The organism is Pseudomonas sp. HMSC065H01, assembly GCF_001815235.1.
Classification (GTDB): domain Bacteria; phylum Pseudomonadota; class Gammaproteobacteria; order Pseudomonadales; family Pseudomonadaceae; genus Pseudomonas; species Pseudomonas aeruginosa.
Window position 1 is genome coordinate 123494 of sequence record NZ_KV819859.1, and the last position, 18036, is coordinate 141529.

At 66.0% G+C, this 18036-nt stretch carries 20 protein-coding genes; 9 read left to right on the forward strand and 11 right to left on the reverse strand.

Features of this window, described 5'->3' with window-relative positions; translation table 11 throughout:
• The first annotated feature begins 223 nt into the window (after positions 1-223).
• Positions 224-1300, forward strand: a complete 1077-nt coding sequence (locus tag HMPREF3014_RS08280) for a 3-deoxy-7-phosphoheptulonate synthase (protein WP_003087765.1) — start codon at positions 224-226, stop codon at positions 1298-1300.
• 57 nt (positions 1301-1357) lie between these two features.
• Here HMPREF3014_RS08280 and HMPREF3014_RS08285 read toward each other — a convergent pair whose 3' ends face one another.
• Positions 1358-1642: a GNAT family N-acetyltransferase gene (locus HMPREF3014_RS08285; RefSeq protein ID WP_003087762.1), complete on the reverse strand. Its 285-nt coding sequence runs from the start codon at positions 1640-1642 to the stop codon at positions 1358-1360.
• A 386-nt stretch (positions 1643-2028) separates the two neighbouring features.
• Between HMPREF3014_RS08285 and HMPREF3014_RS08290 the strand changes: the two genes are divergently transcribed.
• Together HMPREF3014_RS08290 and HMPREF3014_RS08295 are read left to right on the forward strand one after the other, a co-directional pair.
• Complete coding sequence (locus HMPREF3014_RS08290) at positions 2029-2718, forward strand: crotonase/enoyl-CoA hydratase family protein (RefSeq protein WP_003087759.1); 690 nt, start codon at positions 2029-2031, stop codon at positions 2716-2718.
• A gap of 149 nt (positions 2719-2867) precedes the next feature.
• Positions 2868-3056 carry a hypothetical protein gene (locus HMPREF3014_RS08295; protein WP_003087758.1) on the forward strand — a complete coding sequence of 63 codons (189 nt, stop codon included), beginning with the start codon at positions 2868-2870 and terminating at the stop codon, positions 3054-3056.
• A 71-nt stretch (positions 3057-3127) separates the two neighbouring features.
• On the opposite strand, the gene HMPREF3014_RS08300 is transcribed toward HMPREF3014_RS08295, so the two are convergent.
• Positions 3128-3634: a macro domain-containing protein gene (locus HMPREF3014_RS08300; RefSeq protein ID WP_003087757.1), complete on the reverse strand. Its 507-nt coding sequence runs from the start codon at positions 3632-3634 to the stop codon at positions 3128-3130.
• Between the two features lie 220 nt (positions 3635-3854).
• On the opposite strand from HMPREF3014_RS08300, the gene HMPREF3014_RS08305 reads away from it, so the two are divergent.
• From HMPREF3014_RS08305 to HMPREF3014_RS08315, 3 genes are all read left to right on the forward strand, one after another.
• Positions 3855-4343 carry a hypothetical protein gene (locus HMPREF3014_RS08305; RefSeq protein ID WP_003087756.1) on the forward strand — a complete coding sequence of 163 codons (489 nt, stop codon included), beginning with the start codon at positions 3855-3857 and terminating at the stop codon, positions 4341-4343.
• Between the two features lie 154 nt (positions 4344-4497).
• Positions 4498-4716, forward strand: a complete 219-nt coding sequence (locus tag HMPREF3014_RS08310; protein ID WP_003098091.1) for a hypothetical protein — start codon at positions 4498-4500, stop codon at positions 4714-4716.
• Positions 4717-4743: 27 nt separating this feature from the next.
• A complete protein-coding gene (locus tag HMPREF3014_RS08315; RefSeq protein WP_003087754.1) occupies positions 4744-4983 on the forward strand; it encodes a hypothetical protein in 240 nt (79 codons plus the stop codon).
• A gap of 57 nt (positions 4984-5040) precedes the next feature.
• On the opposite strand, the gene HMPREF3014_RS08320 is transcribed toward HMPREF3014_RS08315, so the two are convergent.
• Positions 5041-5763 (reverse strand): amidotransferase, encoded by a 723-nt coding sequence (locus HMPREF3014_RS08320; RefSeq protein WP_003098093.1) that lies wholly within the window; start codon positions 5761-5763, stop codon positions 5041-5043.
• A 244-nt stretch (positions 5764-6007) separates the two neighbouring features.
• Here HMPREF3014_RS08320 and HMPREF3014_RS08325 point away from each other — a divergent pair, with 244 nt between their 5' ends.
• Positions 6008-6379, forward strand: coding sequence for a glutaredoxin family protein (locus HMPREF3014_RS08325; protein ID WP_003087752.1), 372 nt, complete (start codon positions 6008-6010; stop codon positions 6377-6379).
• 8 nt (positions 6380-6387) lie between these two features.
• On the opposite strand, the gene HMPREF3014_RS08330 is transcribed toward HMPREF3014_RS08325, so the two are convergent.
• A complete protein-coding gene (locus HMPREF3014_RS08330; protein WP_003160038.1) occupies positions 6388-7386 on the reverse strand; it encodes a Vgb family protein in 999 nt (332 codons plus the stop codon).
• A gap of 22 nt (positions 7387-7408) precedes the next feature.
• The gene (locus HMPREF3014_RS08335; RefSeq protein WP_003117709.1) at positions 7409-8380 is read right to left on the reverse strand and encodes an aldo/keto reductase; all 972 of its coding nucleotides are present in this window, start codon (positions 8378-8380) and stop codon (positions 7409-7411) included.
• A gap of 151 nt (positions 8381-8531) precedes the next feature.
• Here HMPREF3014_RS08335 and HMPREF3014_RS08340 point away from each other — a divergent pair, with 151 nt between their 5' ends.
• On the forward strand, positions 8532-9446 hold the full coding sequence (locus tag HMPREF3014_RS08340; RefSeq protein WP_003087749.1) for a LysR family transcriptional regulator: 915 nt from the start codon (positions 8532-8534) through the stop codon (positions 9444-9446).
• Between the two features lie 263 nt (positions 9447-9709).
• Here the strand turns inward: HMPREF3014_RS08340 and HMPREF3014_RS08345 are convergent, their stop codons facing one another.
• The 3 genes from HMPREF3014_RS08345 to HMPREF3014_RS08360 all read right to left on the reverse strand — a co-directional run bounded on the left by HMPREF3014_RS08345 (position 9710) and on the right by HMPREF3014_RS08360 (position 14531).
• Complete coding sequence (locus HMPREF3014_RS08345) at positions 9710-11854, reverse strand: 3-hydroxyacyl-CoA dehydrogenase NAD-binding domain-containing protein (protein ID WP_017148926.1); 2145 nt, start codon at positions 11852-11854, stop codon at positions 9710-9712.
• Positions 11855-11867: 13 nt separating this feature from the next.
• A complete protein-coding gene (locus HMPREF3014_RS08350) occupies positions 11868-13073 on the reverse strand; it encodes an acetyl-CoA C-acetyltransferase (RefSeq protein WP_003087747.1) in 1206 nt (401 codons plus the stop codon).
• A 570-nt stretch (positions 13074-13643) separates the two neighbouring features.
• Positions 13644-14531 carry an AEC family transporter gene (locus tag HMPREF3014_RS08360; protein ID WP_003087746.1) on the reverse strand — a complete coding sequence of 296 codons (888 nt, stop codon included), beginning with the start codon at positions 14529-14531 and terminating at the stop codon, positions 13644-13646.
• A gap of 112 nt (positions 14532-14643) precedes the next feature.
• Between HMPREF3014_RS08360 and HMPREF3014_RS08365 the strand changes: the two genes are divergently transcribed.
• Positions 14644-15465 carry a cytochrome c gene (locus HMPREF3014_RS08365; protein ID WP_017148925.1) on the forward strand — a complete coding sequence of 274 codons (822 nt, stop codon included), beginning with the start codon at positions 14644-14646 and terminating at the stop codon, positions 15463-15465.
• 7 nt (positions 15466-15472) lie between these two features.
• On the opposite strand, the gene HMPREF3014_RS08370 is transcribed toward HMPREF3014_RS08365, so the two are convergent.
• From HMPREF3014_RS08370 to HMPREF3014_RS08380, 3 genes are all read right to left on the reverse strand, one after another.
• A complete protein-coding gene (locus HMPREF3014_RS08370) occupies positions 15473-16204 on the reverse strand; it encodes a proteasome-type protease (RefSeq protein WP_003100716.1) in 732 nt (243 codons plus the stop codon).
• A gap of 81 nt (positions 16205-16285) precedes the next feature.
• Entirely contained in the window at positions 16286-17086 is an 801-nt protein-coding gene (locus HMPREF3014_RS08375; RefSeq protein WP_003087743.1) for a transglutaminase family protein, read from the reverse strand.
• Entirely contained in the window at positions 17083-18036 is a 954-nt protein-coding gene (locus HMPREF3014_RS08380; protein WP_034016911.1) for an alpha-E domain-containing protein, read from the reverse strand. Before HMPREF3014_RS08380 ends, HMPREF3014_RS08375 begins: the two co-directional genes overlap by 4 nt.

The following is an 18036-nucleotide window of genomic DNA, read 5'->3' on the forward strand; positions in this document are numbered from 1 at the left end:
CGTCCGCGGCGGCCTCACCTGCAACTCCGCTGGCAGCCTTGGCCCGGAGCAACGAAGAAAACGTGCGCAGAGCGGGGAAAACACCGGCGAACCGCGTCCCGCCCATTGTCTAGGCCCGGCCCGACACGTTAAGGTTCGTCTCCCCGTTTGCGAACTTCATGCCTGCGCCCTTTCGCAGGGGGCCTCCCGGCGGCCGGCGCCCGTGACCTGATTGAGTACCACGATGGCTGATTTACAGATCGACGACCTTAACGTTGCCTCCAACGAGACCCTGATCACGCCGGAGCAGCTCAAGCGTGAAATTCCCCTGACCGACAAGGCCCTGCAGACCGTGGCCCATGGTCGCCAGGTGGTGCGCGACATCCTGGATGGCAAGGACCACCGTCTGTTCGTGGTGATCGGCCCCTGCTCCATCCACGACATCAAGGCCGCCCACGAATACGCCGACCGCCTCAAGGCGCTCGCGGCCGAAGTGGCGGATACGCTGTTCCTGGTGATGCGCGTGTACTTCGAGAAGCCGCGTACCACGGTGGGCTGGAAAGGCCTGATCAACGATCCGTACCTGGACGACTCGTTCAAGATCCAGGATGGCCTGCACATCGGTCGCCAACTGCTCCGCGACCTCGCCGAGAAAGGCTTGCCCACCGCCACCGAAGCGCTCGACCCGATTTCCCCGCAGTACCTGCAGGACCTGATCAGCTGGTCGGCGATCGGCGCCCGTACCACCGAATCGCAGACCCACCGCGAGATGGCCTCCGGCCTGTCTTCCGCGGTCGGCTTCAAGAACGGCACCGATGGCAGCCTGACCGTGGCGATCAATGCCCTGCAGTCGGTCTCCAGCCCGCATCGCTTCCTCGGCATCAACCAGCAGGGCGGCGTATCCATCGTCACCACCAAGGGCAACCGCTATGGTCACGTGGTGTTGCGCGGCGGCAACGGCAAGCCGAACTACGATTCGGTCAGCGTCGCGCTCTGCGAGCAGGACCTGAACAAGGCGAAAATCCCGCTGAACATCATGGTCGACTGCAGCCACGCCAACTCCAACAAGGACCCGGCCCTGCAACCGCTGGTGATGGACAACGTCAGCAACCAGATCGTCGAAGGCAACAACTCGATCGTCGGCCTGATGGTGGAAAGCCACCTGGGCTGGGGCAGCCAGCCGATTCCGAAGGATCTCGACCAACTTCAGTACGGCGTCTCCATCACCGATGCATGCATCGACTGGGCGACCACCGAGAAGAGCATCCGCAGCATGCACGCCAAGCTCAAGGACGTGCTGCCGAAACGCCAGCGCGGCTGAGCGAGGCGGAAACGAAAACGCCGGGCTGATGCCCGGCGTTTTTCATTGCGCGCCTGCTCAGGCGGCCGGATCGGCCTGACGCTGGCGACGCTCGATGTAACGCTCCACGTAGGAGCAGGACGGGATCACGCTGTAGCCCATGCGGTCGGCGTACTGCAGGGCGTGTTCGGTCAGCGCGGCAGCGATACCGCGACCCCGCAGCGAATCCGGTACGAAGGTCCGGTAGATGTCCAGCGTCTGCTTGCCCAGGTCCATATACGCCAGATAGGCACGATGGCCATCCACCGTCGTCTCGAACTGATGGCCGCCCACGTCATGATGGATGGACAGGGACTCGCTCACTTTGGATCTCCTCAACGGGTTCGTAACCCGACCCGCGCCTGATTGATAGGGTTCCTCGCGAGGATGCCCCCGCGTACCGGCCTTCAGCAGGCCGCCGGATAACTTCGTCCGTTCTCGTCCCGGCGGCTGAGCGCGCCTGGCGGACATCCTCGAAACGGGTGACCTGCACCGCATGCAAGGCCGGACTAACGATAGGGCCCATATTGCTGTCTTCCCCGGCCAGACTCAACCGTTTCTTCTGCCAGGAACGCGCAGGCGTCACTGGAGCCCTGCTCGGGAGGCCCGCGCAAGCACAATCGCGCATGACCCGCGGGTCAGCCAAAGCGCTTTACGCCGACGACGCCCATCAGTAAGGTCTGCGCCACTCCACCAAAAGGAATCCTGCCATGAGCGAGTTGATCAGCTACCAGTTCGAAGACGGCATCGCCACCCTGACCCTCAACAACGGCAAGGTGAACGCCATCTCCCCGGCGGTGATCGACGCCTTCAACCAGGCTCTCGACCAGGCCCTGCAGGACAAGGCCGTGGTCATCGTCACCGGCCAGCCGGGCATCCTCTCCGGTGGCTACGACCTGAAGGTCATGACCTCCGGCCCGGAGAATGCCGTCAACCTGGTCGCCGCCGGCTCGACCCTGGCTCGCCGCCTGCTCTCCCATCCCTATCCGGTGATCGTCGCCTGCCCCGGGCACGCGGTAGCCAAGGGCGCCTTCCTGCTGCTCTCGGCCGACTACCGGATCGGCGTCGACGGGCCGTTCCAGATCGGCCTGAACGAAGTCGCCATCGGCATGACCATGCACCATGTCGGCATCGAACTGGCCCGCGATCGCCTGCGCAAGTCGGCGTTCACCCGCTCGGTCATCAATGCCGAGATGTTCAGTCCGGCCGCTGCGGTGGATGCCGGCTTCCTCGACACCCTGGTCAGCGCCGACCAGTTGCAGGAAAGCGCGCGTGCAGCGGCCCAGCAGTTGAAGAAACTCAACATGACCGCGCATCGCAATACCAAGCTCAAGGTGCGCAAGGCACTGCTGGAAACCCTCGACCAGGCGATCGAGCTGGACAAGAAGCACCTGGGCTAAGGCCCGCGCCAGCGAAAGCCCGGTTGGTACCGGGCTTTTTTGCGCCCAATAATTACTTATTACGCAAAGGTAACTCTCCCTAACTGCTATTTTTAAAAAATTATTACGGATTATCCTGGTGACATTCCCAAGGAAAACCGGAGGTCATCATGAAACGCAACGTCTTCGCCGCCATTCTCCTCGGCATGGCTACCACCCTCGCAGTGCAAGCCAGCTTCGCCGACGAATCCAGCCTGATGGAAAACCGCATGGTCCAACTGAACCAGCACGCCATCGAGCAGGCCCAGCAGCAACAGGCCACGGCGCCAACCGCGAGCGACACCGATGCGCAGGGTTGAACGCCGCCTGCCAGGAACGTTTTTCTTTTCCCCGCAACCCTGAAAAGCCCGGCTCACGCCGGGCTTCTCGTTCAGGCCAGCTTTTCCTCGGCCGCCACGCCCTTGCGATAGACCTCGTAGAGAATCACCGGGATCTCCAGGTCGCCCAGGTGGCGAACCACCAGCGGCTTGACCTCGGACCAGTCCAGCCCGCCCACTCCCGTCGCCACGCAGGGCAGAGCCAGGCTGCTCACCCCTTCGCTGCGCACATAGCGGGCCAGCTCGCGCAGGGCATGGCCGACATCCTCCAGGCTCGCCTTGCCCGGCTTGGCGCTGCGACCGCTGTGCAGCATGCCCTGGGTGATCAGGTTGACGATGCACTGGGTCTTGCCCTGCTCGTCGACCCCGGCCCAGACCCAGATGCCGCCCGGCTCGGGCGCCCTGGCATGGGCGGCATGCCGGTAGTCGCGAACCATCGACGGCCAGCGTTCGCGCAAGGCGAGGGCCAGGCCGCTGTCGAAATGGTCCTGGGGCGCGATGCCGTGGGCGATCACCTGGGCCCCGGAAAGCAGAATGTCACCTTCAACTTCACGAATCATGAGCGTTTCCTTCTTGGCTTCGGGACAGGCGCTTCGTGCGCCGCCCTGCATCTTTCACCGTACGCCTTGCCCGCCGGCGCCAGTTGATGCGTATCAAAGACGGCCGGTCCCATCCGCTACGGGCCGACTAGACTGCATGCGAGGGAACCTTGGAGGCGCCTCGCCTCTCCATTGGATTCCAGCCTCGTGCCGTCTCATCCATGACAAGGAAACAACCGCCATGCCGAAATGGATTGCACTTTGCCTGATCCCGCTGTTGGCAAGCTGCGCCACCTGCCGCCAGGACAGCGACAGGGAAAAACTGCTGTACGAGAACGACATGCTTCAGGCGAAACTGATCATCGTCGCCAACGACCGCGATCGCCTGCCGCTGGCCCAGGCCCTGCTGGAGCGCGCGGCGCGCGACGACCGCAGCGGCGAGGCGGACTTCTACCAGGCCGTGCTGATCGCTCGCCGCGACGGCCAGGCCAGCGATTGCGAGCGCATCACCCGCCTCCTCGAACGTTCCGCCGAGCGACGCTACCCGCTGGCCAACGCAATGCTCTACAAGATCTACGCCGAGCCCTTCCTGTTGCCGCGCGCCGACATTCCCAAGGCCGAGACCTATCGCCAGGCCTACGCCGAGCTGCCGGTCGCGCGCAGCGGCTACCCCTCCTTCGAGCGAGCCCGGCAGGTGGTCGATCGCCTGCTCGCGCCGACTTCGTCCTGATCCATCGGGCCCGAACCCAGGCCCCGCAACCCGTACCGGTCGTTCGGCCAAAGCATCATTTCTGTCGATAGTTAATAGCGCGAAAATTCGTTATCCAATCGAATTCTTCTCCGCGATCCTATGCTCATCCGAGGTATCGATCACGGAAGCCGCCATGAAACGTCGCAGCCCACGCCATTACGCCCGCAACACCGCCCTGGCCACCCTGGGTCTGTACGCCATCCTCATGCTGGTCGTGCTGAGCCTCGTCGCCGGCGCCGAAAGCGCCAGGAACGCCACACCGGACAACGACACCGCCACGACCTTCTCCAACCAGATCGGCCAGGCCCTGCCAGGCCTGCTCTCGGGGTTGAACAGTCGACGCGCCGGTTGAACGCCGGCTTCTTTCCCGGGAAACAGCATGAGAAGGCAAACACGGAAATTCTGGATCGTCGCCGCCCTGGCGATATTGACCAATGGCTACTCGCTACTCGGCCTCGCCCAAGGCTCGGCAGGCGCACTGGCGCGCACCATCGAATGCAACCAGGCGATGGTCCGCGCGCTGGCGGCCAACCTGGCGCTGAAGCTGCAGAGCGGCACCCCGCCGGCACGCCCGCAGCGCTGGATCCCGGAGCGCTTCATCCTCGACTGCCCGGCCTGAAACGAAAACGCCGCCAACCCCGGGAGGCTGGCGGCGCTCGCATGGCGCGGAGCCGGCTCAGGCGCCGGTCGGCTGGCGCGCGACGAAACGCATCATCCATTCGGCGACGACGGTGCCCTGGTGGTCCCCCGCCAGGCTATCGACCCCCTTGCGATAGAGTTCCTCGCCCAGGTGCTGCTGGCGCAGTTCGAGCAGTTCGCGGGAGTAGTCGTGGACGAACTCGGGATGCCCCTGGAAGCACAGCACCTGGTCGCCGATGGCGTAGGCGGCATAGGGACAGAAGTCGCTGGAAGCGATCACCCGCGCGTTTTCCGGCAGCCGGGTGACCTGGTCCTGGTGGCTGATCAACAGGGTCAGGTCCGGCAGCGCCGGGCTCATCCAGTCGGCCCGTTCGTTCAACTGGTACTGGTGGATGCCCATGCCCCAGCCCTGGCTGGCGCGCTCGGCCTTGCCACCGAGCAGCAGGGCCAGCAACTGGTGGCCGAAACACACGCCGAGGAGCTTGTCGCCGCGCTCGTAGCGGTCCAGGAGGAAGGTCTTCAGGGTCTGGATCCACGGGTCGGGACCGAAGGAGTCGGCCTTGCTGCCGGTCACCAGGTAGGCGTCGAAGCGCTCGTCGTCCGCCGGATAGCGCCCCTCCACCACGTTGTAGATGACGAATTCGGCGGCGATCGGTTGCTTGGCGAACAGTTGCTGGAACATCCGGCCGTAGCCTTCGTAGCGCTCGATCAGCTCGGGACGAAGGATATCGGTTTCCAGGATACAGATGCGGAGCGACATAAAGACTCTCTGAAGAAGTGGGGTTATTGTCGTTTTCGTTTGATTTAATTAACACAGGAGCGCGGGCAAGGGAACCGTCGCCCTGGCCTCGAAAGGAATATCCGGACGATTCGCCAAAAAACAAGCAGCCGGCAGAAAGATTCCCGAGACGCCCAGCCGTAAAGAAATCTGCACAGGAGACGGAAGGACTCCCCATGCCCGGAACCGCCACGTAAACTGGCGGTTTTCCCGCGAGGCACACGCCATGTTGCTCAAGGCAGTACGTAACGGACTGGGTCAGGCGATTATCCTCGCCGACTTCGTCAGCCGCCCCCGCAAGCTGCAGCGCAGCGCCGAGGCCCAGGCCGAGGTCGAGCGGGCGCTGCGGAACCTGTCGCTCTACCAGTTCCGCGCCTGTCCGTTCTGCGTGAAGACACGCCGCGCCATGCACCGGCTGAACCTGCCGATGCAACTCAAGGACGCCATGAACGATCCGCAGGCCCGCCAGGCTTTGCTGGAAGGCGGCGGGAAGGTCAAGGTGCCGTGCCTGCGCATCGAGGAAAACGGCCAGGTGCGCTGGATGTACGAATCCAGCGAGATCATCGCCTATCTGGAAGGTCGTTTCGCCAACGCCTGAGCGGCCGATCAACGGCCCCCGGCCGCGTCCAGGGGCAGCCGGTGGATCAGGAAACGCGCCGGCACCTCGCCCTCGCGCCCCGGCAACAGGCGGTGGCGAATGCGGGACTCGCTGACATAGGCGCAACCCTGTCCGGTGACGGTCAGGTTGACCGGCGACTCCAGGCCCTCGCGTATCACTTCGATGCCGCGCCGCCCTGGAGCGAGCGGCTCGGCGATCCGCAGCACCTTGCCGGCGCCGCTGCGGATGGCGTTCTCCAGCACGATCAGCGAGCCGTCCGGAGCCAGCGCCATGCCGTCCGGATTCTCCAGCGTTCGGGGCAGCTCCATCTCGCGCAGCCGCGGACGCGTGGCGACCCCTTCGACGACATGGATCGCCCCGCTACCGAAGTTGCCGACCAGCAGGGTGTCGTCGTCCACCCGGACGATGCCCGCCGCGCCCAGGCCGCCGGGGCCGGCCAGGCGGCTGTCGCGCAGCAACACCTGGAACGCCGGTTCCCCGGGCCGCAGCCGCATCAGGCTGCCATCCCGGGTTTCGCTCAGGTAGACCGTTCCGTCCGGCGCCACCGCGAGATCGTTGCCCATCCCGTCGCCGGGCAGGGTCAGATATCGGCGCACGGCACCGGTCGCGAGATCCAGGGCGAACACCCCATGCGGCCGGCGCCGGCCAGCGGGTAGGAAGTCCGGCGAATTGCCCCAGAGCAGGCCACGCGGCTCGTCCAGCCGCAGCGCGGTGGCAGCGAAGATCGCCGGGCTGCCGGCGAAGAAGGTTTCCCACTCGCCCCCGGGAGGCTTGCGCAGGATGCGCCCGCTGGTGACCAGACCGATGTACAGCGTTCCATCGGCGGCATGGGCGATGCCGTTGGGATACCGGGCCCCCGCTGGCAGGACGATGCTCGTCGCGGCGCAGGACGGCTCGCGCTCGCCCGGCGCACGGGCGAAAACCGGCAAGACGGTCGCCGATACCATGGATACCAGCAGCAACACGGAAGCCTGTCGTCTCATCATGCTTTCTCCGTCGATGTGCGCCCTACCAGCGCGGGGTCCGGGCGCGCACCGTGAGCGGCGCCTCCAGCGTGGCGCACTCCTCTTCGGCGAGGTCCAGCGTCAGCGCCGCGAGGGCATCCTCGAGGTGATGCGGCCTGGACAGGCCGACGATCGGCGCGGCGACACCGTTCCGGCCAAGCAGCCAGGCCAGGGCGAGTTGCGCCGGTGGAAGCCCGCGGGCAGCGGCGAGTTTCTCCAACGCGCCGAGGGTCGACTCGACTTCCTCCCTGCCGCCGTACCAGCGCGGGGCCTGTTCGTCCGTCCGGGTCCGCAGCGTGCCGGCGCTTCGCGCTCCGGCCAGCAGCCCACGCGCCAGCGGCGACCAGGGCGTCAACGCGATCCCCTCTTCCCGGCACAGCGGCACGAGGTCCTCCTCGTCCTCGCGAACGATCAGGTTGTACTGGCTCTGCATCGAGATGAATTGCGCCAGGCCGTGGTGGCGCTGGAAGGCGAGCATCTTCATGAAGCGCCAGGCCGGCATCGACGAGGCGCCGAGGTAACGGACCTTGCCGGCACGCACCAGGCTGTCGAGGGTTTCGCAGGTTTCCTCGATCGGGGTTTCCGGATCGAAGCGATGGATCACGAAGAGATCCAGGTAGTCCGTACCCAACCGCCGCAGCGAGGCATCCACGCTGGCAAGCAGATGCTTGCGCGACAAGCCGCAGGCGTTGGGCCTGTCGCTCATGGGAAAGAACGCCTTGGTGGCGATTACCAGGTCCTCGCGTTGCGCGAAGTCCCTGAGCGCGCGTCCGAGGATCCGCTCACTCTCGCCGGTGGAATAGATATCGGCACTGTCGAAGAAGTCGATCCCGGCTTCCAGCGCCTCGCGAATGAACGGACGCGCCCGTTCCTCGTCCAGCACCCATGGACGCCACGCCGGATCGCCATAGGTCATGCACCCCAGGCAGAGTCGGGAGACTTTCAGGCCGCTGTTGCCAAGACGGACATGCTGCATCGTACGACCTCGTCGGAGGGCTCTGAAAAGAGCGGTTTCCCCGGCCCCACCCTGTTCATGAGCCAGGTTTCCCGACGATGCTATATTGCTGCCGAATAGCTAACTATCCTGGAAAAATCTCTTTCATTGATCGAGTTATTTTAATAATCCAATGAAGAAGCCCGATCTCGCCGGTCTCGCCGCCTTCGTCGCCATCGCTCGCGAACGCAGTTTCCGCCGCGCCGCCGCCACCCTCGGCGTGACCCCGCCGACGCTCAGCCACACCCTGCGCGAACTGGAAACCCAGCTCGGCATCCGCCTGCTCAACCGCACCACTCGCAACGTCTCGCCGACCGAGGCCGGCGAGCACCTGCTGGCACACCTGGACCCGGCGTTCGAAGACATCGCCGCCGCGCTGGACAGCCTTAACCGCTTTCGCGAAACGCCTCACGGCCTGGTACGAATCAACGCACCGCGAAACGCCATCGGTCTCGTCCTCGCGCCACGTTTCGGCGAACTGGCCCGCGACTATCCCGGCATCACCCTGGAAGTGGTGGCGGACGAGGGTTTCGCCAATATCGTCGAAGCCGGTTTCGACGCCGGCATCCGCCTCGGCGAAGACCTCCAGCACGGCATGCGCGCCGTGCGGGTCGGCCCGGACCTGCGCTTGGCCATCGTCGCGACCCCGGCCTACTTCCGACGGCAAGGCAGGCCGGGTAGCCCGGAGGAATTGCTCGGCCACCGTTGCATCGGCTGGCGCAAGGTGTCTTCCGGAGAGCTTTACAAATGGCAATTCAGCAAGGGCACGAAAGCGCTTTCGGTGGCCGTGAGCGGACCGCTGGTCCTCGACGACCCGCGCCTGATGCTACAGGCGGCGCTGGCCGATGTCGGGATTGCCTTCGCCATCGAGGAGGAAGTCGCCGAGCACCTCGCCGCCGGCCGCCTGGAACGGGTCCTGGCGGATTGGTGCGCCCCCTTTCCCGGTTTCCATCTCTATTATCCGAACCGCCGCAACCACCCGGCGGCGTTGAGCGCCGTGATCGACCTGCTGCGCTACCCCGGCGAGGAACACCCAGGTCCCGCGTAGGCACATCGGCGGAAGCGCCCGTGGCGGCCTGGAGGCAAGCATGGAGGCTGGCCTGTATCGACGCACGGCGTAGGGCGGATAACCGCATCGCGGTTATCCGCCGAACCTCGGCATATCGGCGGATAGCGCCCATGGCGCTATTCGCCCTACCCGTGGCGGCCTGGCTGGCAAGAACCAGGGGATACCGGGGTGGCGTCATCCGCCGCGGTACGCAACCACGAGAAAGCCGGCCCGAAGGCCGGCTCTCCATGCGACGCCAGGACTCAGAACAGCTCGCCCTTCGCCGCCTTCTCCAGCAACAGCGCCGGTGGCTCGAAGCGCTCGCCGTACTGTTCGACCAGGTATTGGGCGCGGGCGATGAAGTCCTTCAGGCCGTACTGGTTGATGAACTGCAAGGCGCCCCCGCTCCAGGCGGCGAAACCGATACCGAAGATCGAGCCGATGTTCGCGTCGGCGGTGGAGTGCAATACCCCCTCCTCCACGCAACGCACGGTCTCGATGGCCTGGATGAACAGCAGGCGGTCGCGTACGTCCTCGGCGGATATTTGCGCATAAGGCTTCTCGAAGCGGCTCTTGAGTTCCGCCCAGAGATGTTTCCTGCCGTTCGCCGGGTAGTCGTAGAAGCCGGCGCCGGCCGCCTTGCCCGGGCGCTTGTACTCATTGACCATCAGGTCGATCACGGCGAACGCGGGGTGCGTCGGCAGAGCCTTGCCCTCGGCCTCGAGGTCGCGGGCGGTCTGGTTGCGGATGTGGGTCATCAGGCTCAGCGAGACTTCGTCGGAAATCGCCAGCGGCCCCACCGGCATACCGGCCTGGCGCGCCTGGTTGTCGATCATCGCGGCGCTCACGCCTTCGCCGAGCATGGCGATGCCTTCGTTAGTGAAGGTGCCGAATACCCGCGAGGTGAAGAAGCCGCGGCTGTCGTTGACCACGATCGGCGTTTTCTTGATCTGCAGCACGTAGTCGAAACCGCGTGCCAGGGTTTCGTCGCTGGTCTTTTCGCCGCGGATGATCTCCACCAGCGGCATCTTGTCCACCGGGCTGAAGAAGTGCAGGCCGATGAACTTCTCCGGCCGCGCCACCGCCTGGGCCAGACCGGTGATCGGCAGGGTCGAGGTATTGGACGCCACCACCGCATCGGCCAGGGCATGCTTCTCGGCCTCGGCGGTGACCTTGCCTTTCAGCGCGCGGTCCTCGAAGACCGCCTCGATGATCAGGTCGCAGCCTTCGAAGTCGGCTTCGCTGACGCTCGGCACGATCCGCGCGAGGAAGGCGTCGCGCTTCTCGGCGGACAGGTGCCCGCGCGCAACTTTCTTGTCCAGCAGCCTGGCCGAATAAGCCTTGCCCTTCTCCGCCGCTTCCAGCGAGACGTCCTTGAGCACCACCTCGATGCCGGCCGCCGCCGATACGTAGGCGATGCCCGCGCCCATCATCCCGGCGCCGAGCACGCCGACCTTTTTCGTCGCCCGCACCGGATACCCCTGCGGCCGCGACTTGCCGGCGTTGATCTCGTTGAGCTGGAACCAGAAGGTGCCGATCATGTTCTTCGCCACCTGGCCGGTGGTCAGCTCGGTGAAATAGCGCGCCTCGATCAGTTGCGCGGTGTCGAAATCGACCTGGGCGCCCTCCACCGCCGCGCACATGATCTTCTCGGGCGCCGGGAAGCAACCCTTGGTCTTGTCGCGCAGCACCGACGGTGCGATGGCCAGCATCTGCGCCACGTTGGGACTGGCAGGCGTACCGCCGGGAATCTTGTAGCCGGCGCTGTCCCAGGGCTGCTTCGCCGCCGGGTTGGCGAGGATCCAGGCGCGAGCCTTCTCCAGCATTTCCTCGGTGCTGTCGGCCAGTTCGTGGATCAGCCCGGCCTTGAGCGCTTCCGCCGGACGCACCTTCTTGCCTTCGGCGAGGTACGGCAGGGCTTTCTCCAGGCCAAGCAGGCGCACCATACGTACCACCCCGCCGCCGCCCGGCAACAGGCCGAGAGTCACCTCCGGCAGGCCGAGCTGCACGCCGGGATTGTCCAGGGCGATGCGGTGGTGGCAGGCCAGGCAGATCTCCCAGCCGCCGCCCAGCGCAGCGCCGTTGATCGCGGCGACCACCGGCTTGCCGAGGGTCTCCAGGCGCCGCAGTTGGCCCTTGAGTTCGAGGATGCCCTGGTAGAAGGCCGGGGCGTCAGCCTTGGTGACCTTGATCAGCTCGTTGAGATCGCCGCCGGCGAAGAAGGTCTTCTTCGCCGAGGTCAGCACCACGCCGGCGATCCCCTCTTTCTCCGCCTCCAGCCGCGCGATGGTCTTCGCCATCGCCTCGCGGTAGACACCGTTCATGGTGTTGGCGCTCTGCCCGGGCATGTCCATGGTCAGGACGACGACGTTGTCCTGGCCTTTTTCGTAACGGATAGCGTCAGTCATTCCGGTTCTCCCTTCACACGCGCTCGATGATGGTGGCGATGCCCATGCCGCCGCCTACGCAGAGGGTGGCCAGGCCGTAGCGCAGGTTGCGCCGCTCCAGTTCGTCGAGCAGCGTGCCGAGGATGATGCAGCCGGTGGCGCCGAGCGGGTGGCCCATGGCGATGGCGCCGCCGTTGACGTTGACCTTGCTTTCCGCCACGCCCATGTCCTTCATGAACTTCATCACCACCGAAGCGAACGCCTCGTTGACTTCGAACAGGTCGATGTCTTCCACCTTCAGGCCGGCCTTGGCCAGGGCCTTGCGGGTCGCCGGCGCGGGGCCGGTAAGCATGATGGTGGGGTCGGTGGAGGTCACCGCGGTAGCGACGATCCGCGCCCGCGCCTTCAGGCCCAGTTCGCGGCCCTTGGCCTCGGAGCCGATGAGCATGGCGCTGGCGCCGTCGACGATCCCCGAGCTGTTGCCCGGCGTATGCACGTGCTCGATGCGCTCGACCTGGCTGTACTTGCGCAGCGCGGTGGCGTCGAAGCCCATCTGCCCCATCATCTCGAAACTCGGTTTGAGCGCGGCGAGCCCTTCCAGGGTAGAGTCGGCGCGAATGAACTCATCGTGGTCGAGCAGGACGATGCCGTTCTGGTCGGCGACCGGCACCAGCGACTTGCCGAACAGCCCTTCGGCGCGGGCCTTGGCGGCCTTCTGCTGGGAGCGCAGGGCGAAGGCATCGACATCGGCGCGACTGAAGCCTTCCAGGGTGGCGATCAGGTCGGCGCCGATCCCTTGCGGGACGAAGCTGGTGTGCAGGTTGGTTTCCGGATCCAGTGCCCAGGCGCCGCCGTCGGAGCCCATCGGCACGCGTGACATGGACTCGACGCCGCCGACCAGGACCAGGTCCTCGAAACCGGAGCGTACCTTCATCGCCCCCAGGTTCACCGCCTCCAGGCCGGAGGCGCAGAAACGGTTGATCTGCACGCCGGCAACCTGTTCGTCCCAATCGGCCACCAGCGCCGCGGTCTTGGCGATATCGGCGCCCTGGTCGCCCACCGGCGTCACGCAGCCGAGCACGATATCGTCGACCTGGGCGGTATCCAGGTCGTTGCGCCGCTGGACCGCGCGCAACAGCCCGGCCATCAGGTTCACCGGCTTGACGCTGTGCAGCGCGCCATCCTTCTTGCCCTTGCCGCGGGGAGTACGCACGGCGTCGTAAATGAATGCGTCGGTCATGGCGGTCTCTCTTATCCTGTTCTCGTCCGGCCGAGCGGGCCTCCGCCTACCTTAAACAGGCTCGCCGGCGGGACAATGACCGAACCGCTCAGGCTGATTGACCGCCCAGCTCAGCCTGCAACGCCGGGAAGATAGCACCATGCCATCTTTCGACCGGAAACCCGGACACCGGACGAACGGTCGAGACGCACACCAGAGCCGTCACCACGCTGTCATATAGAGGGAATATGTCTAGACCGGAGCAGCTTGTATCCAAGTGGTCTAAGCCCGCGCAGGCCGGGGCTTAGACTGATTCATGCAAGCGTTCGAAAGGGAGGTCGACGCCGGGGATGCCGGGCCGACCGAAGAGTACGCCACTGCGTGGCAAGCCGTTCCGCCGGGCCGTAGCGCGGAGCAGGCAGCCACCCGACAACAAGAAAGGCAGACAGGCCATGTTGAACGAGCAGCCAAAAAGATGGCGGCAAGCGAGCCTCATCGTCTTCGCCACCACAGTCATCCTGATCCTTCCCAACCTTAACAGTCTGATCCGCTAGGGCACCTGCTGCCTGCACGCTGCGCACCGCCTCGCGGTCAGCGCAGCGCAGGCAGCCACCAGGTCAGCAGCAGTGGAATGAAGGCGAACGATAGCAGGGTCGAACACAGCACCAGGCTGGCGACCTGATCCGGCGAACGATTGCCGCGCAAGGCGTAGAGATAGTTGAACACCGCCACCGGCATCGACGATTGCACCACCAGCACCCCCTGCGCCAGCGGCGGCAATTGCAACGCCAGCGCCACCGACCAGCCCACCAGCGCCCCCAGCAGAAGACGCAGGCCGCCATAGAAGAAGCCATTGCCCAGTTGCCGCGGACGGATGCTGGCCAGGGACACGCCGAGGGTGATCAGCATCAGCGGAATGGTCAGCCCGGCCATCAGGTCGACGGTATTCGCCATCCAGCGCGGCAGTTGCAGGTCGAGCCCCATCAACAACAAGGCCAGCAGCACGCTGAGCAGGATCGGATTGCCCAGCAGCGAGCGCCAGGAGCGCTCGCCGCTCATCCAGAACACGCCGAGGCTGAAGTTGCCGATCGACATGATCAGGTAGAACGCCACCGCCAGGGTCATCCCCGCCTCGCCGAACGCATACAGGCACACCGGCAGGCCCATGTTGCCGACATTCGGGAAGCTGTAGGCCGGCACCAGCACCTGCCACTCCTGGCGCCCGAGGCGCGCCGCCGCCCAGCCCAGCGCAGCCATGCAGACGCAGATCAGCGCGCTGGCCAGGGCCATCCGGCCGAAGCTATGCAGGTCCACCCGGGTATGCGCCAGGGTGGCGAGGATCAGGCATGGCGAACCGATGTTGAACACGATGCGCGAAACGAACTCGGTCGGATAGGCGTGTCCGAGACGGACCCAGACATAACCGACACCGGCGCCGAACAGCACGGGCGCCATCACGGCGAACAACTCGGCGAGCACGGGAACCCCTTGGTTAGCCAGCTATGCAATGGCCCGCATGCTACCGCGAGGCCCCCGTTCCGTGCCAATCTCTCGCTCCATGTCATAACCGGCGGATGCACGAGGAACCCGCATGCCTGTCACTCTCCCGCGCCTGGCGTTGCTAGGTGCCCTGCTCTTCCCTGTGGCTGCCGCCTGGGCCGCCGAGCTCCGCCTGGAACTGCCGGGGGGCACGCAGACCTGGAGCAGCGAAGAACTGCTCAGGCATCCGCAGGCCCGCGACCTGGACATCCCGGCCGACGTCGCCTACCGCCGGAACATGCGCTACCGCGCCGTGCCACTGGCGGCCTTGTTGAAAGGCGTGCATCCCGGAGACCATTTGCAGGCCGTGGCCAGCGATGGCTTCGCCGCCGAGTTGCCGGCCGCCCCGCTGCTCGCCGAACAGGGCTCGCAAGCCTGGCTGGCGATAGAGGATCCGCAGCGCCCCTGGCCGCCGTTGGGCGCCGGCAAGCCGTCCGCCGGGCCGTTCTATCTGGTCTGGAGCAAACCCGAGGAAAAACGCATCGGTCCGGAGCAATGGCCCTTCCAGGTCGTCCGCATCCGCTATCAGCCCCCTCTGGCCGAACGCTTCCCGGCCCTGCTGCCGGCCGCCGACGCCAGCGCGGAAGTGCGCGCCGGCTTCGCCGTGTTCCAGAAGAACTGCCTGGCCTGCCACCGTCTCAACGGTGCCGGCGACGCCCAGTTCGGCCCGGACCTGAACCTGCCGTACAACCCCACCGAGTACTTCCAGCCGCAATTCCTCGCCCGCTACATCCGCGACCCGCAGGCGCTGCGGCAATGGCCACAGGCGAAGATGCCGGCGTTCCCGGAACGGGTGATCGACGACCAGGAGTTGCGCCAGCTGATCGGCTACCTGCGCCACATGGCCGGCCGCAAAGCGGGCGCGGCCGGCTGAAGCGGCGTCAGATGTTGTACGCCGAGGGCGGCGACGGCAGGCGCTCCAGCAAGTCGTGCAGGCCGGCGCTCCACTGGCGGCGGATGGCGCTGAAATAGGCGTCGTCCTCGGTGACCCGGTAGCCCTCCGGCAGGATCAGGCTGTCGCGGTGGTAGACCAGCAGGTCCAGCGGCATGCCCACCGAGAGGTTGCTGCGGATGGTCGAGTCGAACGACACCAGCGCGCAGCGCAGGGCCTGCTCCAGCGGCGTGTCGAAAGTCAGATTGCGGTCGAGGATCGGCTTGCCGTACTTGCTTTCGCCCAGTTGCAGGAAAGGCGTGTCCGGCGTGGCCTGGATGAAGTTGCCCTGGGGGTAGATGCTGTACAGCGCCGGCGGTCCGCCGGCGATCTGCCCGCCGACCAGGAAGGAACAGCTCAGGTCGGTATTGCCGGCCAGATTGCCGCCGTCGCGGGCCATCACCTCGCGGGTGGTCTCGGCGATCAGCGCCGTGGCGTCGTAGACCGAGGGCACGTTGAGCAGGCTGGCGCCGTCCCGGCGGATGCGCTGCTGCAGCAGGTTGATCACCGATTGCGAGGTCGCCAGGTTGCCGGCCGTCTGCACCACCAGCAGGCGCTCGCCGGGCGTGCCGAAGGTGAACAGCTTGCGGAAGGTGGCGATATGGTCGATCCCGGCGTTGGTCCGCGAATCGGAGGCGAACACCAAGCCGTCGGCCAGGTGCATCGCGACACAGTAGGTCATCTCGAATCTTCCTTATTCCGTCCGTCCCCGCCCCTCAAGCGTAAAGGCAATCGCCGATAACGCCAGGCGCGCAATGGATCGTCACTGTTGCTGCACCTGCAGCAGCGGCGCGCTGACCAGCACCCGCGCATGCATCTGCTCGCAACCGCCGCCACGGCGCAAGCCGCGCACCGGGCAGGCATCCAGGTAGTCGAGGCCGACGGCCAGCTTGAGATGGCGCTCCGGACGGCCGAGCCGGTTGGTCACGTCGAAGCTGTACCAGCCGTCGCCGAGCCAGGCCTCGGCCCAGGCATGGCTGGCCAGGTGCGTGTCGTCCTCGGTGTAGAGGTAGCCGGAGACATAGCGCCCCGGCACACCCTGGCTGCGGATGCAGGCGAGGAAGGCATGGGCATGGTCCTGGCAGACCCCGGCGCGTGCGCCGAAGGCCTCGATGGCGGTGCTGTCGACGCGGGTCGCCCCCGGCTGGTAGAGGATATGCTCGTGCAGCGCATGCATCAGGTCGAGCAGGCCGCCGCGATCCTTGCGGCCGCCCATGGCGCGTTCGGCGAAGGCGCGCATCTCGGCATCGGCGCCGGTCAGGCGGGTGCTGCGCAGGAACGGCAACGGCGACTGGCGATCGTGCTCCACCTCGCGCTCCTCGTCGATCTCGACCAGGCCGTGGGCGGCGATCAGGACCGACTCATGCGGTTCGTCCAGGGTCAGGACGTGCAGGATGTTGCCGTACGGATCGCGCAGCGGCCGCGCCGGGCGCGGCAGGTCCAGGCGCCAATCGACCACGTGCTGGCGCTCGCTGTCCTGCGGGGTCAGGCGCAGGTACTGGATGCTGGCGCGCACCCGGTCTTCGTAGCGATAGGTGGTGTCGTGGGTGATCGAGAGTCTCATGCGGCCTCCAGGTAGGAGCTGTGAATGGCGTTGGCCAACTGGCGAACCAGCAGGATGTAGTCGGTGATCCAGGTATGCAGGCCCTGCTCCAGCACCTCGTCGATGCCGGTGTAGCGCACCCGCGCCTCCAGCTCGGCGGCCAGGCGCTGCGCCGGCCGGCCGTTGACACCGGGCAGGCCGGAAAGGATCTCGCTCAGTTCCTCGATGCAGGACAGCAGCGAACGCGGCACGTCCTCGCGCAACAGCAGCAATTCGGCGATGTTGCGCGCGTTGGGCGAGGCGCGGTACAGCTCGGTGTAGTCCTCGAAGGCGGATAGCGCCCGCAGCAGCGCGCTCCACTGGTAGTAGCCGCGCGCGGTGCCCTCGTCCGCCCCGGCGAGCGCCGCTTCGCCCTGGGTCTGGTAGCGCGCATCGAGCAGGCGCAAGGTATTGTCGGCGCGTTCGATGAAGGTTCCGAGACGGATGAAGCGGAACGCATCGTTGCGCATGCTGGTGGCGAAGGTCGCGCCGCGGAACAGGTGCGAGCGGTCCTTCACCCATTCGCAGAAACGACTGATGCCATAGCGCAGGATGCCCTCGGCGGCGATGCCGCGCATTTCCAGCCAGGTGGCGTTGATGTTCTCCCACATGTCCAGGGTGATCCGCCCGCGTACCGCATGGGCACTGGCGCGCGCTGCAGCCAGGCAGCTGTAGATGCTCGCCGGGTTGTCCGGGTCGAGGGCGAAGAAACTCAGCAGGCGCTCGGCGGCCAGTTCGCCGTGGCGCTCCAGGTAGGCGTCGAGGGTGCCGGTGATCAGCAGCGGCATGGCCAGTTCGTCCAGGCCGCCGCCGTTGCGGTCCTGCGGCAACAGCGACAGCGAGTAGCTGACGTCGAGCATGCGGGCGAGGTTCTCCGCGCGTTCCAGGTAGCGCGACATCCAGTACAGGTCGGAAGCGGTCCGGCTGAGCAT